14 protein-coding genes are annotated in these 15,867 nt (G+C 35.0%); 12 read left to right on the top strand and 2 right to left on the bottom strand.

Annotated features, from left to right (window positions below):
- The first annotated feature begins 6 nt into the window (after nucleotides 1-6).
- The 4 genes from IPK14_15725 to IPK14_15740 all read left to right on the top strand — a co-directional run bounded on the left by IPK14_15725 (nucleotide 7) and on the right by IPK14_15740 (nucleotide 3,380).
- Nucleotides 7-546 (top strand): hypothetical protein, encoded by a 540-nt coding sequence (locus tag IPK14_15725; protein ID MBK7994769.1) that lies wholly within the window; start codon nucleotides 7-9, stop codon nucleotides 544-546.
- Entirely contained in the window at nucleotides 527-1,726 is a 1,200-nt protein-coding gene (locus tag IPK14_15730) for a hypothetical protein (protein ID MBK7994770.1), read from the top strand. Before IPK14_15725 ends, IPK14_15730 begins: the two co-directional genes overlap by 20 nt.
- 12 nt (nucleotides 1,727-1,738) lie before the next feature.
- Entirely contained in the window at nucleotides 1,739-2,281 is a 543-nt protein-coding gene (locus tag IPK14_15735) for a Uma2 family endonuclease (protein MBK7994771.1), read from the top strand.
- 652 nt (nucleotides 2,282-2,933) lie between these two features.
- Nucleotides 2,934-3,380: a hypothetical protein gene (locus tag IPK14_15740; protein MBK7994772.1), complete on the top strand. Its 447-nt coding sequence runs from the start codon at nucleotides 2,934-2,936 to the stop codon at nucleotides 3,378-3,380.
- A gap of 456 nt (nucleotides 3,381-3,836) precedes the next feature.
- Here IPK14_15740 and IPK14_15745 read toward each other — a convergent pair whose 3' ends face one another.
- A complete protein-coding gene (locus IPK14_15745; protein MBK7994773.1) occupies nucleotides 3,837-4,046 on the bottom strand; it encodes a hypothetical protein in 210 nt (69 codons plus the stop codon).
- A 31-nt stretch (nucleotides 4,047-4,077) separates the two neighbouring features.
- Here IPK14_15745 and IPK14_15750 point away from each other — a divergent pair, with 31 nt between their 5' ends.
- The 6 genes from IPK14_15750 (at nucleotide 4,078) to IPK14_15775 (ending at nucleotide 9,733) form a co-directional block, all read left to right on the top strand.
- Nucleotides 4,078-4,458: a hypothetical protein gene (locus tag IPK14_15750; GenBank protein ID MBK7994774.1), complete on the top strand. Its 381-nt coding sequence runs from the start codon at nucleotides 4,078-4,080 to the stop codon at nucleotides 4,456-4,458.
- 231 nt (nucleotides 4,459-4,689) lie between these two features.
- On the top strand, nucleotides 4,690-6,240 hold the full coding sequence (locus tag IPK14_15755; GenBank protein MBK7994775.1) for a beta-propeller fold lactonase family protein: 1,551 nt from the start codon (nucleotides 4,690-4,692) through the stop codon (nucleotides 6,238-6,240).
- The gene (locus IPK14_15760; GenBank protein ID MBK7994776.1) at nucleotides 6,195-6,617 is read left to right on the top strand and encodes a hypothetical protein; all 423 of its coding nucleotides are present in this window, start codon (nucleotides 6,195-6,197) and stop codon (nucleotides 6,615-6,617) included. Before IPK14_15755 ends, IPK14_15760 begins: the two co-directional genes overlap by 46 nt.
- 144 nt (nucleotides 6,618-6,761) lie before the next feature.
- Nucleotides 6,762-6,956: a hypothetical protein gene (locus IPK14_15765; protein ID MBK7994777.1), complete on the top strand. Its 195-nt coding sequence runs from the start codon at nucleotides 6,762-6,764 to the stop codon at nucleotides 6,954-6,956.
- Between the two features lie 277 nt (nucleotides 6,957-7,233).
- Entirely contained in the window at nucleotides 7,234-8,880 is a 1,647-nt protein-coding gene (locus IPK14_15770) for a hypothetical protein (protein ID MBK7994778.1), read from the top strand.
- A 94-nt stretch (nucleotides 8,881-8,974) separates the two neighbouring features.
- Entirely contained in the window at nucleotides 8,975-9,733 is a 759-nt protein-coding gene (locus tag IPK14_15775; protein ID MBK7994779.1) for a hypothetical protein, read from the top strand.
- A gap of 143 nt (nucleotides 9,734-9,876) precedes the next feature.
- Here the strand turns inward: IPK14_15775 and IPK14_15780 are convergent, their stop codons facing one another.
- Nucleotides 9,877-12,591, bottom strand: coding sequence for a protein kinase (locus IPK14_15780; protein MBK7994780.1), 2,715 nt, complete (start codon nucleotides 12,589-12,591; stop codon nucleotides 9,877-9,879).
- A 320-nt stretch (nucleotides 12,592-12,911) separates the two neighbouring features.
- Between IPK14_15780 and IPK14_15785 the strand changes: the two genes are divergently transcribed.
- Together IPK14_15785 and lptF are read left to right on the top strand one after the other, a co-directional pair.
- Nucleotides 12,912-13,349, top strand: a complete 438-nt coding sequence (locus tag IPK14_15785) for a hypothetical protein (GenBank protein ID MBK7994781.1) — start codon at nucleotides 12,912-12,914, stop codon at nucleotides 13,347-13,349.
- Between the two features lie 104 nt (nucleotides 13,350-13,453).
- Nucleotides 13,454-15,850 carry an LPS export ABC transporter permease LptF gene (gene lptF, locus IPK14_15790; GenBank protein ID MBK7994782.1) on the top strand — a complete coding sequence of 799 codons (2,397 nt, stop codon included), beginning with the start codon at nucleotides 13,454-13,456 and terminating at the stop codon, nucleotides 15,848-15,850.
- Nucleotides 15,851-15,867: the final 17 nt, after the last annotated feature.

A 15,867-nucleotide genomic window follows, 5' to 3' on the forward strand; every position in this document is an offset into this window, starting at 1 on the left:
CTTTTGATGTTAAAGCTAGAAGGTCTATCAGAAATATTAATAATTTACCTGCAGCTTTTGATAGAAATTAGACCAATGGAAATAGCTATTTCACCTGATAGAAATATTCTTTGTTATGGTAGCAGAGATACTATTACTGTCATTGATACAGATTCTTTTAGTGTCATAAATAGCTTTAATATTCCTGTTCCTTCAAATTTTGATATTCCATCTTTGCTTTTTAGCCCTGATGGAAATTTACTTTATGTTGGGCAGTTTAATGCTTTTAATATCTCTGTGTTTGACTTTCGTTCTAATCAATTAACTAGTATTTTTAACCTCTTTTTTGAGTCTACTATACAAGATCTTAAACTTTCACCAGATGGTAGAATACTTTATATTGGTGAGTTTATAGGTAGTATTGTTTTTGATATAACAACACGTTCTATAATTCAAACAATTGAACGTTTAATGTTTCACAAAGGCAGTTGCAGGAGGTTTAGTAATTGCAGGCAATTTCAACATAGGGCAACCACCGACGGTGCAAGTGACAAATCCACTGGCTAATCAACAGCTTACACCGGGACAAAATGTAAGAATCCAGTGGCAAACAACGGTTGCAGCACAAAGCTTTGCACTCGCTAATCATAGGGTAGAACTATCAACCAACGGTGGGCAAACCTTTAGCACAATTGCAGGGGCAGAAAACTTAACAGCAGATGCGCGGGAATTTACTTGGACAGTGCCAAATATCCAAGTAGCAAATAATGCTCAAATAAGGGTGACGGCAGGGGATCTTGGTGCTAGGAGGGGTAGTTCTGCTAGTGGCAATTTCTCTATTGGAATGGGTGGAGGAAACCCGGGCGACACTCAAGCCCCAACAGTTAATTTTATTGCTCCAATGGGCGGCGAAAACTTCAATAGTGGCAGCAATTTAGCAATAAGCTGGATGTCAAACGATAATGTAGGGGTGGCTTCTCAAGACTTGTCGCTTTCAACCGATGGAGGGGCGACTTTTACAACCACACTAGCAACAGGGCTTCCTGGTTCAACTCAAAGCTTTAATTTTGCAATTCCTCAAACACTGGAAACAAACCAAGCTCGCCTTCGCCTAATTGTTAGGGATGCGGCAGGAAATATGTCTCAAGCAATAACGGCTAACAACTTCCGCATTCAATCGGCAGTTGACAATGTTGCTCCAACAGTGACAATAAGCCAACCAACGACAAATCAACAAGTTATGGCAGGTCAACCTATCCAAGTCAACTGGCAAAGCACTGATAATAGGGCTGTTATCTCTCAAGCTTTATTGCTCTCGCTCAACGGCGGACAAAGTTTTACTCAAGTAGCAAGCTTTGGAGCAACAGATAGTAGTTTTACACTCAACAATATTGCTGGGTTAAGCTTAACAACACCACAAGCAATAGTACGAATAACAGCAACAGACGCAGCAGGAAACACAGGTCAAGCAACGGCTCAATTTACAATCAACCCAACCATTACCCAAGCTTCATTTCAAGCTAAGATCTTGACCATCAATGGCATAGGTTTTATGTCCAACGGTGCTAACAATTTGCAGCTATTTATCAATGACAAGTTAATCACAATAGCACCTCGTAGTGTCACCAACACTACATTTACTATCAAAGGTAATAAGAAAAAGCTCAACTTAATTAAAGGCTCTAGCAATAGCGTTCGCCTTGTTGTTGACGGTGTTAGCTCCAATATGGGTAGCTTTATGTTTTAGGAGTTGTAAACAATGGTTATTCAAATAGATACGACAATAGATGAGTTATATAAATTGGTAGAAAACAGAAAAGCAGAAATAATTAATGGAAAAATAATAGAAATGGCCCCAACAGGATTTTTACCAGGACGTGTAGCAGGACAAATATATAACAGTCTAAAACAGTATGAAAAACAGTATAGAACAGGGTATGCAATACCTGATAACGTAGGATTTATAGTTAATCTACCTAACCGAACATCTTTTAGCCCAGATGCAGCATATTACGTCGGTAAAGCTACAGGAATGAAATTTTTAGAAGGTGCGCCTATTTTTGCAGTAGAAGTTAGAAGTGAAAATGATTATGGAGTAGCTGAAGAAGAAAAGATGAAGCAAAAAAGAGCAGATTATTTTGCTTCTGGCACAAGAGTAGTTTGGGATGTTGATTTATTAAGTGTTAATACTATTTACAAGTATTGTTATGACGCACCAGATAGCCCAATTATTTTTCGTTCTGGACAGATTTTTGATGCTGACACTTTTACCAATTGGAGAATACCTATTGAAGACTTTTGATTAATTAATAGGAAAAGAAATGAAAAAAAGGACGAAAGCCTCAAAATAAGTGTGTTAATGAGTATATTAATAAAAAACGGATATGAAAACAACAAGGCGAGAGTAAAAGCAATAGGAGAAGCACTAAAAAGGATTAATGTGCGTAAAAAGAAGCAACGCTATCAGGAATAAGTAGAGGAATAGCAGTATTAGATGAAGAAACAAATTTTAGAAGTCAGTTAAAAAGAATGCATAGGCTAATGGAAAAATGAAAGTGGGAAGTATGGGGAAAGTGCAAAAGCGATGTATAAACATTTAACAAGAAAAGCTAGAAATAGTACTAATAACAGTAGATTGGACAAAGGTAGGATACTATTGGGTATTGGAGCAGCCTAGTAACAGAAGGAAGGGGCAATTCCAATATATGCAATAGCAGTGCAAGAAGATGAAATGAAAGGAAGGCAAACAACCATAGAGATGACGATGTGGTATGCGTTGGTAGCAATGGTAAAAAGCAAACAAGAACTGGTAGTAATAGCAGATAGAGGGGTTTGCAAAATTTGATTACTTAGGAGAAAATGAATTATACCCAAATATACACCTAGTAATAAGACTGAAGAAGAACACCATTTTAACTTGGGGAACAATTTCAGCAAAGTTAGAAGAATGGCCGTTGTGGGACTATGAAATAGTAGAAATAGAGTATGCTAAATTGGGAGAAGAACAATTAGTAGTGAGTGGAGTGTGTTTGGTAAATTGTGGAGAACTAAAAGCTCAAAAGCTCTATTTAGCTTGTTCTTCTAAGATAGTAGACATAGCTTTTGCTACTTATTGTAAGCGTTCTTGGGTTGAACAACAAAATAGAGACCTCAAAACCAACTTTTCCCTTTATAAACTGCATTTAGCCACTGCTAGCCGGCTAGAACGGCTTTGGCTTATTTTGAGTTTGGCTTTTTATTTAAGTTTTTCCAATTTAGCCATTCATAGCTTGGATTTTGTTTCTCGTTTTAGTCGTTCTTACAAGGATGGCCGCAGGGATCTCAGTTGGCTTTCTTTAGCTAAATTTGCTGAATTGGCTGGCTTTGTTGAGTTAGATTTTCAGCCTTTATCTTCTCAGTAATTAGCTTTATTTTTGATTTTATTTTGATTTTATTTTTAACTTAATTCTTAAAATAATTCTAGGCTTAATTCTTTAAGCTAAGGCTTCTTTTTACTTTTTTTCGCTATTTATTAAAAACTGGGTACGAATCAGGACGCACCAGATAGCCCAATTATTTTTCGTTCTGGTGAAATTGCTGATGCTGAACCTGCTTTACCAAGTTGGAGAATATCTATTGACGAGCTTTTTGATTAATTAATCATTTAATTTTTCTAACTTAGCAATAACCTTAAACTAATAGCCTAGCAACAGTTTACTAGGCTATTGTTATTTAATGACTATTATTACTATAATTATGAAAAAAGACATAGCCCTATCAACATCAGGCCCAATAAGAAATTACATAGTTGACCAGGTGTATCAGAGAGTACAAACCCAATTGGTAGACCACTAAAGAAAAGCACAAGGCTCAACTAGTTATGTATGCCAAGGGAAACTAACCGCGCCATCATCAGCAGGAACAGCAGATAGCGACCTAGCAGGCCAGTATGGGTTATGTGAGCCTGAAGTGTTATTTAATGACTTAAAAGGAGATACCAACCAAACGATTAATTTTTTAGAAGGAATTAATCTTGGTAATACTACGTCAGATGATAAAGGCTCTGACAAACTTCGAGAAAACATCATCCGCCAAGCCCAAAATGATTACAGCTACACATTGAGAGCAACCTTTGTAGGACAAGAAAAGTTTCCCAAACGAGGTCTTACAACAATAGACACGGAAAAATATCATTGGTTAGTGCGTGCCGACGTAGAAAGTCATTCTTATGATGACATTACAAGCGGCACTGTTATTTACTTTGACGTAGTTCTAACCAATCAATTCATCCCTGACAATTTTAACGGTGCTGGCAATGCTTGTGATCGAAAAGAACCTTTTATGACAACTTGTAGTAATGCTCTTGCTGGCGTTATCAATGGTACAGGAGAAGATTGTATTCAATCTGGCTATGTTGATAGTAATGGTAACTATTTTGAAGCTGGTACTGGGCGCTGTCCTACTCGTATAGATTTGTCGCAAGTGGAGATTGTAAAATAGCAGGGAATTGCCAAGATTTTGGGGTTTATGTGAGTTGTCCATTAGCTAATGGAGGATATACTTTAAAGTATAGCTTCAAATCAACAAGACCCCAGTCAGGATGTGCTTCACTAAAAACAGGGAATAAATCAGCAATAGGATTAGATCCTCAAGGCTATTCTTTTTTGTTAACAGTAAGAATTGTAAGTATTGGTTCTACTTATAATTAGACCTTAGTAAAGGAGATTTTTAATGCTAAAATTGTTACAGTCAATAATTTATTTAGTAATAATAATCAATTTAACTTCATTTTTGGTATTTGGTCAACAATTAGATAATTCTCCTCTTATTTATAGAGTTGTAAATAGCAATATCTACTCAAATTCAGATGGTCATATTTCCATAGTAAATGGGTTAACTTTACAAGAATTAATACGAGTTCCTTTTAATAAACCTTCTTTTATTTTAGAAATAACGCCTGATCAAAAAAGAGCTTTTGTAACACATGACTATAATTTTAAAGGACAAGGCTTAACAGTTTTTGATCTAGAAAGAGGAATGGCAATAGGTACTTTATTTGATGATGTTATGGTTACCAATGTAAAAATAGGAACAGATGGTTTGTTATGGGTATTATTAAATGATTTAAGAGTTGTTTTGATTAATCCAAATACACTACAAACTATTACTACTTTTACTTTGTCTGCAAACCCTAGAAGTATAGTCTTTAGTTCTGATGGAGATCGTGCTTACGTTTCATTACAGAGTTCGCAGAATATTAACATTAGTATTTTTGATGTTAAAGCAAGAAGGTTTATCCGAAATATTTTTAATTTACCAGCAGCTATGCCAATAGAAATTAGACCTATGGAACTAGCTATTTCACCTGATAACAGAGTTTTGTGTTATGGTGCTAGAGATACTATTACTGTTATCAATACAGATTCTCTTAGTGTCATAAATAGCTTTAATATTCCTGTTCCTTCAAATTTTGATATTCCATCTTTGCTTTTTAGCCCTGATGGAAATTTACTTTATGTTGGGCAATTTAATGCTTTTAATATTTCTGTATTTGATTTTCGTTCTAATCAACTAACTAGTATTTTTAATCCTATTTTTAATTCTACGGTTCAAGACTTTAAGCTTTCATCAGATGGTAGACTGCTTTATATTGGTGAGTTTAGAGGTACTATTGTTTTTGATATAGCAACACGTTCTGTTATTACTTTTATTGAACGTTTCAATGTTTCACAGAGTGCAATTGGAGGAGGTTTAGTAATTGCAGGGAACTTTAACATAGGACAACCGCCGACGGTGCAAGTGACAAATCCACTGGCTAATCAACAACTTACACCGGGACAAAATGTAAGAATCCAGTGGCAAACAACGGTTGCAGCACAAAGTTTTGCGCTGGCTAATCATAGGGTAGAACTATCAACCAACGGTGGGCAAACCTTTAGCACAATTGCGGGAGCAGAAAACTTAACAGCAGATGCACGGGAATTTACTTGGATAGTGCCAAATATCCAAGTAGCAAACAACGCTCAAATAAGGGTGACGGCAGGGGATCTTGGTGCTAGGAGGGGCAGTTCTGCTAGTGGCAATTTCTCTATTGGAATGGGTGGAGGAAACCCGGGCGACACTCAAGCCCCAACAGTTAATTTTATTGCTCCAATGGGTGGCGAAAACTTCAACAGTGGCAGCAATTTAGCAATAAGTTGGATGTCAAATGATAATGTAGGGTGGCTTCTCAAGACTTGTCGCTTTCAACTGATGGAGGGGCGACTTTTACAACCACACTAGCAACAGGGCTTCCTGGTTCAACTCAAAGCTTTAATTTTGCAATACCAATGACACTGGAAACAAATCAAGCTCGCCTTCGCCTAATTGTTAGGGATGCGGCAGGAAATATGTCTCAAGCAATAACGGCTAACAACTTCCGCATTCAATCGGCAGTTGACAATGTTGCTCCAACAGTGACAATAAGCCAACCAACGACAAATCAACAAGTTATGGCAGGTCAACCTATCCAAGTCAACTGGCAAAGCACTGATAATAGGGCTGTTATGTCTCAAGCTTTATTGCTTTCGCTCAACGGCGGACAAAGCTTTACTCAAGTAGCAAGCTTTGGAGCAACAGATAGTAGTTTTACACTCAATAATATTGCTGGGTTAAGCTAAACAACACCACAAGCAATAGTACAAATAACAGCAACAGACTCAGCAGGAAACACAGGTCAAGCAACGGCTCAATTTACAATCAACCCAACCATTACCCAAGCTTCATTTCAAGCTAAGATCTTGACCATCAATGGCATAGGCTTTATGTCTAATGGTGCTAACATTTTGCAGCTATTTATCAATGACAAGTTAATCACAATAGCACCTCGTAGTGTCACCAACACTACATTTACTATCAAAGGCAACAAGAAAAAGCTCAACTTAATTAAAGGCTCTAGCAATAGCGTTCGCCTTGTTGTTGACGGTGTTAGCTCCAATATGGGTAGCTTTATGTTTTAGTAACTTAGGTAAGTAGTCGAATAAAAATAGCCTAGCGATTTATCGCTAGGCTATTTTTATTTAGATGATATGTCATTTTTGGCAAAGTAAGTAAAAAGCTGCCAAACCTGGCTGCCAAAAATGGCAGTTAGTAGAAAAAACTCTAAGACATAAATAACCAATATAACTAATAAAATCAATAAGTTAGGAGAACAAAAGATAAATTTTAATTTTGGCCCAAGTTTTGCGGCAACTATCAAGCTAATAAACTTAAATTAATGCAGAATGGAGTAGCCAAATGAATATAAACTCATTATCCGGCCAAAACCCTATTAATTCACCTGATCCAAATACTATAGATAATACTCAAGCACAATCTACTAATTTATCTTCAGAAACAAAATCAACCGTCGCTAAGTCTGATAGTGTCAATAATATCAATAATGTTGACCAAAATATTGGAAGTTTGGAAAGCAAAACTCAAAACAACAATATGTCTGCTAATATGTTGAAAAACAATCTACTAGCAAAAGTTCCTAACAATCAAACTCAACCAGCCTCTACATTATCTACCAAGCTAAGTCAAATTAAGGAATTTAGCCAAGATAAAAATTATCCTTTAACCCTTTCCTTACCAAAAGATAGTAATAATCAACCTATTGATTCTAATAAGCTTACAGTTTCAGATTACGAAAATACTTTTATTAAAGAGACTTTAAGAGAAGTTGGAATTAATAATGTTACTGATAAAGAAGTCAAATTATTTCAACAAGAATATAAAAATGCAACTGGCAAAGATTTTAGTCTTAAAAATTCTTTAACAGAATTACGTAGTAATACAATTGATAGTAAATTAACAGCAAGAGTTAGCCAGTATGATTTAGCAGTAGCCAAAACTGTAGGTTTAGAAACCATTATTGCACAGCGTCAAACACGTAGCCAAGTAGCAGATCAAGCTTATGAAAACGGTACAAAATATGTAGACGATCTGATGAAAGGTTACATTGCAGCTAGAATTAATGCACCTGCCAATTTAATTAATGGTGCAACTGAGCCAATAAGAGGACTTGCCGCTATGAATGGCATAGACCTTTCAAACCTTGTAGTTCCTCGTTTAGAGTTAGCAAAAGAAAGCGAATATTGGAATAAAGGTAGCCGTATTGGTGATGAAGAACTAGGAACAACTTTAGGATTGGCAACTGTAATTGGTGGAAATGTAGATAAACAACTACTGTCTAATCCAGTAGGTAAAACCATAGTAGGAGTAGAATCAGCTTACAATATTGGGACAGGTTTAGCAGGAGTTGATCCAACAGAGCAAACTAATGGTCAATATAGAGAGATGGGTTATCTTGAACAAGGTTTGCGTATAGTTGGAGGTGGCTTAGGAGCATATAGCTTATCAAAAAACATAAATGCTGATAACTTAGCCAAAAATCAACCTAATACTTCTACAGTTGCTCAAGAAGTTGAAGCCGTTACTCCTGAAGGGTTTAAAGTTAAAGTCAATACAGATTTAGATTCTGGTATAAAACAAGCTGAAGATCTCAATCTCTTAGCTAGAAGCCCAGAAGAAGTTGCTCGCGCAAAAAAACTTAATGAAACTTTAACTGTTAGTAAAAAAGAGGAAGTTGTTCATGGTGGTTCAATTGATCGAGCAGGATTTCGCAAAAAAATTCATGAATCAAAATGGTCAGATCATGGAGATAAACATCTTAAAGCTAAAACAGAACAACAAGCAAAAGAACTTAGCCAAACTGGAAAAAAAGCAGCACAATACTTACCTGGGCTTAAGGTAGAAGCAATGGAAAAAGAAGCTATTTGGAAAGCTATAGATTCAGGCCAATTTATCAAAGGCGATGGCAAAGAAACTTACTATTTCTTTCATAAATTTGATGATGTAATAGGATATAACACAGGAAACCAACCAAGTGGATGCGTGTAGAATTGGGAAATAATGGCACTTCAACACGTCATAGTTTTCCTGCTGATATTAACCAAGTAAAAAAAGTAGTACCTAATGCACAGGAGTAGTGAAAATGAATAAAGATAGAAAACTTATATTACAAAAGTTACAAATTCCTGCTGGGTGGCAAATTACAAAGAATATTTTTTTTGATGTTGAGCCAATAACCAATGAAACAGAAGGTTTGCCAAAAGATAAAAATAGTTGGCCGATATTTGAAGCAGAATTAATATTTGCTCAACATGAAAAATCTAAATGGGTTCTTGATATGGGTTGGATACCAGAAGACGATCCTGAAGGAGAATTCCAATTAGATATAATCAAAGGAAGCTTTCGGGATAACGATCCAATAATAATTTGCCAAACTAAAAATAAAGATGAAATAGTAGAAGCAATAAACAAAACAATGTTAAAAATTAGCCAAGAGAATGGAGGTATTGATGAAAAATCTTTACCCTTAAAAGGTTTAATTATTCATGGAGGATGGACAGTTAGGCACAATAGTTTTTTTGATGTCGAATTGTTTACAGAATCAGAAAAGCTAACTTTTTTTAACCAACATATTAAAAATCAAACAAATACAATCTTGAGGTTAGACACATGGCCTTCTGTAGAACGTGTAATAGAACTAAATTGGCAACTAACTGAAGATAAAGAGATTTGCTACATTGCTAGCACTTTTTATGAAGCTAATCCCAAAGACATTTTATTTCAACTTCAAACTAAAGATATTAACGAAGTATCAAGTATTATAGAAAAACTTTGTTTATGGAAAGATACTAGGCCAAAGAGTAAAAATAGTAGACAACAATTTCAAGGTATCAAAATTTAGTAAAAGAGGCTTATTTCCAAAGTAAAGTTTTACACTAGCAAATAACAAAACTTATTTTAAGTCTTATTCAAAACCTAGGCAAAATGCTTAATCTTTTGCCTAGGTTTTTATCAAAATTCCAATGCAGCTATAAAGAATAGCTTTTATGGAAAGCCGATACGACGCAAAAGATCTTGAAAACGGGGATCGTCTTTTAAGCTAGGAAAAGGAGGACGAACCTTTAGAAGAGTTAAGCGATAATCCCGCATTTCATAGGCTAAGTTAAGTTGCTCTATGGCTTCATCTTTTTTTCCAACACGTACATACAACGCAGCTAATGTAAAAGGTCTTGCGTATTCTTTATATATTTCTTCATTTTCTTTTATAAGAGTTTGAAGATAAAGCTGCCATCCACCTTTAGCAAAAGCTTCTTGAATTAATTGAGCTTGTTTTGGCTTCCCAATTAATTCAAGCCACTTGGCATGTTCTTCTGCTGACTCAGGATACATATGTTTTTGTTCATAAGCAAAAGAAAGATAAAAATGTGCAGAAGAAAAATTTGGATCTAACTCAATAGTATTTTTAAGCTGCGAAATGCTTTCTTCATATTTGCCTGCATAAATTAAATTGTCACCATGTACACGATTTGCAATTAATGATAAAGGATCTAGTTCAAGTGCGCGGCGTGATTGTGCTAAACCTTCTTCATGTCTTTCTACAGCAATAAGTAATTCGCTATACCATTGATGAGAAGTAGCAATGTTTGGATTAAGTTCAATAGAACGTTTAAATTCTTGTTCAGCGGCTGCAAAATCAAAATAATCTTTAAGGATTTGTCCAAGTGAGGCGTGTGCTTCAGCTAGATTTGGGTCAAGTTCAATAGCCTTAAGTGCTGCTTCCTTTGCTTTTGGCAATAACTCGGTTGCTAATCCTGATTGGTACTCACAATATAAAGCATAAGTATCAGCAATACCTGTGTACGCTAGGGCATAATTAGGATCTTTATCAATTGCTTGTTGGTAATAATCAATTGCCTTTTTAAACTCTGTTGCCAAACGTTTATTTAAGTAGAATTGCCCTTTTTTATAGAGTTGTTCAGCTTCTGAATTTTGTGTGTAGTTTTTGGCTAATTTCTGTTCATCTTCTTTAGACAAGCGTTGTAGGAGTTTTTTTGATACATCATAAGTAATTTTGTTTTGTAGTGCTACAAGGTCAGACATTTTACTATTGTACTCTTCGCCCCATATCCTAGAACCATCTGCAACTTTAACTATTTCTGTTTGAATTATTAGCCTATCTTCTTGTTGAATAAGCTTTGCTGTCATTACTGCATCAACTTGTAGTTGTTGACCTATTTTTTGTGGGTTGGATGTTTGACCTTTGTAATAAAATACTGTGCTTCTTGCCATAACTTTGAGTTTTGGCAACTTTGATAGGGAATTAATTATGCTTTCTGTTATACCTTCGCTTAAGTATTCTGTATCTTGATTTCCAGCTACGTTAGAAATAGGAAGCACTGCTATTGAATTTATAATGCTCTCTTTTTGATATTCCTTTTGATATATAAAAAGCCCTGTAAGAACTATAACAATAGTAAATAATATACTTAAAGCACTTAAAGCAAGCTTTGTTTTATACCAAGGCACGAATTTTGTTTTATTAGATATTTTCTTTAGTTTTTCTAATAACTCGGTTGCTGATTGGATGCGCTTGTCTTTTTCTTTTTCTAAACAAGATAAAACTAGTTTTCTTAAATCTTCAGGTATGCTTTCAGGTAAAGTTGGGGTGTGTGTAAGGATGGCTGTCATAACTTCAGACATAGAATTTCCTGGAAATGGTTTAAGACCTGTTAGCATTTCATAAAGCATTGAACCAAATGAGAATATATCTGAGCGAGCATCTATTCTATCGCCTTTTATTTGCTCAGGAGACATATAAGGAATTGTTCCCATTATTGCTCCTGGTTTTGTATTTACATCATTAGAGGTTTGGCTATTAAAGTCATTTATTAAGCTTGCAGGGGTAGATATTCTTTTTATTGTATCAATGGAACTGTTATTTAGTCTGGTAGAGTTAGTTTTTGCTGGTATTACCTCAAAATTCTGGCTGTCTGATAGGGTATCTGAATTATTGTTATTTGGTTCTTGGGAAGATTCTAAACGCGCTAGACCAAAGTCTAAAATCTTAACTACTTTTGTTGAAGTAATAAATATATTTTCTGGTTTTAAGTCTCGATGAATGATGCCTTTAGAGTGAGCAGCAGAGAGTCCTTCAGCTATTGAAGATGCAATTTTTACAACTTCTGACCAGTGCATTCCAGATACTCCAATACTAGCGCGTAATATTTCGCCTTCTAGTAACTCCATAACAGCATATGAAATATCTGCATCAGTGTTAAAGTCATGAAGAGTTAAAATGTTAGGGTGAGAAAGAGATGCTAAAGCCTGTGCTTCACGATGAAATCTAGCCAAAGAGTCATTTTCAGACATTCCTTCAGGTAGCACTTTTATTGCAACCTCACGCCCAAGACGTATATCTTTGGCTCGGTAAACTTCTCCCATTCCTCCTTGTCCAAGTTTTTCCTCAATTCTATATTTTTCTTCAAGGACTCGCCCAATTAATCTATTTGATACTTTTTGGGTTTCTTTGCTTTTAGCTTCTTGCTCTTTATTTTGATTTTCTGGAGTAAGATTTTGGGATGAAGGGGAGAAAAAAAAGCTATTTAAGTCTTTATTATCTTTAATGAAAAATTCAACTTCTTGTTTTAATAAGTCATCACCTTTGCAAAACTCATCTAAAAAAGTCTTTCTTTCACTAGGTAATTTTTCTAGTGCGATTTCTAGTATTTTATTTATTTTTTCTAGATTTTCTAATCTCATTTCTAACTCTAACCAATAGCTAATGATTTAATAGCTGAAATGCAACATATAGAATAGCTTAAATATGTTTAATAAAAACTAAAAAATTGATTTTAGATTTATATATTTTAAAAGAAACGCCAACACCCTACGCTAACACTTAGGTTAAAGTTCATTTTTAAGTTGTATAAATTATGCTGATTGTTTGGAGTCTAACTAATTAACTTAGAAATCAAGGTCAAAAGTTTGTATTGATAAAATTTTAAGGAAAAACTAACTAGACTTAAATTGTTTGCTAAAGTTAAAATAGTGCGACTTTTAAGGATGGGTTAACTTATTTTATGGCAGTGCGCCGATTAAAGCTTTTAGATGCAGAAATTGTTGAGTGTGAAGAAGGAGGCCAACAGGCTGCTGTAAAACTGCGTTTTCAGGAAGAAAATTTTATTGGTATAGAAAAATTTGATGAAACAGATGAACAAACGCAAATTAACTCTATTGCTAAAGCTACACTAAATGCAATGCAACAAGCTTTGCCTGTAGCTATAGATGTTTACTTGCGTAAAAGTATGAAAATGACTCCAGCTTTTCTTTCAGAACTCCTTTTAGTTGTAATAGTAGATATGTATGTTGATTGTCGTAAGCTAGAACTTACAGGTTGTTGTGTTTGTGTTGAAAAAGACCTACATTATGGAATTGCACGAGCAACTTTAGATTCTACTAACCGCATTGTTGATCACTTACTTGCAAGACAACGCACCAAACCTAAAATCACGCGTTAATTTAACAGACAACCCAACCTTTTTAACTAATAACTGTTCAAATAAATAGTTCAATTATGAACACTATGTTAAACTCTACGGCACTTTTTTAATTAGGTTAGGCTATGTTTCGTCTTATTGATCGATATATTATTAAAGAAATACTACCTTATTTTTTCTTAAGCTTGTTATTATTAACAGCAATTATTTTTTTACATGAAGCAAATAGATTTTCTGCCTTATTTATTGTTTTTTCCCGCCGGGGCTTAAGTAGTTGGCCGTTAATTCAATTAGTCGTTTCTTTACTACCTAGTATTTTTGTTTTTACCTTACCTATTTCACTTTTATTAGGAATTTTAATGGGATTAGGTAGAATGGCTAGCGATAGCGAATTAGTTGTTTTGCGTGCTTGTGGAATTGGACGCTGGCGGTTTTTGTTGCCTGTATTAATGCTAGCTTTATTTGTAAGTCTTTTTACAGGTTATAACACCTCTTATATGCTTCCTCAAGCTATGAAATCGCTAAATGCACTTAAACAAGCTAGATCTCAACTAGTATTACAAGGCTTAGCAGATCAAATAAAACCAGGTGTTTTTGAGGAAAATGTTCCAGGAAAATTAATCTTTATCCGAGATATTGACCGTGAAACAGGCGTTTGGAAGCAGGTTTTTGTTGCTATTCAAGATGATCCTGCTATTGAACCTAAAATTTTAGCTGCTCGTGAAGGACAACTACAAATTGGAACTAGCCTAGAATTTTCTGAACTTCAACTTAATGATGGTTATATTTATGAAGGCTATCAACTTAAACGTAAAGAACAAGAAAAGGCCGCTACTTATTCTTTTGATAATACTTCTTTAAGACTAGATTTATCTGGAAAAGATAATGGTCAGTCCGATAATGCTAATGAAAAGGATAAAAAGAATGAAAAAGATGAAGTAGCACGTGATGATGTTAGCTTAATAAATGAAGGGCCAGAATCGCAAACTTTGCCAGAACTTTTTCGCTCTCCTATTCCAACAGAAAGAAAGCAGCAATTATTACTAGAAGTTGAAAAACATAAACGCTTTGCTTTACCTATAGCTTGTCTAGTTTTTGCTTTAACGGGTGTTGCTTTAGGAATGGTGGTTTCTAGGGGTGGACGATCTTCAGGTTTAATGATTGGTATTGGGATAACACTACTTTATTATCTACTATTTATTTTAGGAGAAGATGTTTCTAGGCAAGGGGTTTTACCCGCTTTTGTTGGGGTTTGGCTAGCAAATATTATTACTAGCCTTTTTGGGATTTTAATGTTGTTTCGCTATCAATGGTTAAGAGATAAAATAGCAGCAATTTTGGAAAGATTTTATCCATTTCTATTAGCTCTAGAGAAGCTTTTTCAAGGAGAAACTAGCCGCACTAACAAAAATCGAGTTACTTTTGGTTTTCCTCGAATTATTGACCGAATGATTTTAATAGATATGCTTCGGCACTTTTTAATTGTTGTACTTGGGTTAACAAGTGTTTTTCTAGTCTTTACCTTATTTGAGTTAACTAATAGTATAGTAGAAAACCGTATATCATTTTTTACTGTAATTAACTATTTATTTTTTCTTTTGCCACAAATATTTCATTATGCTACGCCTTTTGCTGTGTTAGTTGCAGTGCTAGTAACATTTGGGTTATTTGGCAAAACTAGTCAATTAGTTGCGCTTAATGCTAGTGGGCAAAGCCTTTATAGACTTGCTCTACCTGTACTTTTATATTCAATTATTGCAGGTGGTTTTTTAATGGCATCACAAGAATATGTGTTGCCTTTTGCTAATCGTCGTCAAGAATATTTACGCTATGTGATTAAGGGAGGCAAACTTCCTGCACAAACTTTTTACCAAAACCGTCGGAAATGGTTTTTGGGAGAAGACAATAGGCTAATACACTTTCAGTATTTTGATACTAAAGAAAACCGTTTTGCAGGACTTTCAATTTATGAGCTAAATCCAGAAAATGGTAGCTTGCTAAGACGAATTTCTACAAAAGAAGCAGCCTGGGATGCAACAACTAAAGAATGGATCTTATATGGTGGATTTATTAGAACTTTTGATGGGGGACAAATCAAAACAGCAGAAAGAATTAGAGAAATGCGAATTACTCTAGCCGAAACTCCAGAGTATTTTAAGCAGCAAATCCCAGAATCTAGCAAAATGAACATTGAGCAACTTTTAAGACAAATTAAAGAGCTTGGCGATAGTGGAATTGATGTTTTAAGTCTACAAATAGCTTTATATGCTAAAATTGCTAGTCCTTTAACTTGTTTAGTTATGGCACTTATGGGAATACCTTTTGCGTTTACAATTGGTAAGCGAGGTGCGTTAGCAGGAGTTGGAGTAAGTATTTTTATTGCTATTACTTTTTGGGGATCGCTTGAACTATTTAATCAACTAGGAAGCTATGAGTTACTACCCCCAATGCTAGCTGCTTGGGGGCCTAATCTGCTCTTTGCTGCTAGCGGATTATACTTGCTATTTACTACTAAAACCTAGGGTTTCTAAAATCCTAG

It is taken from the genome of Blastocatellia bacterium (assembly GCA_016713405.1).
GTDB lineage: Bacteria > Acidobacteriota > Blastocatellia > Chloracidobacteriales > JADJPF01 > JADJPF01.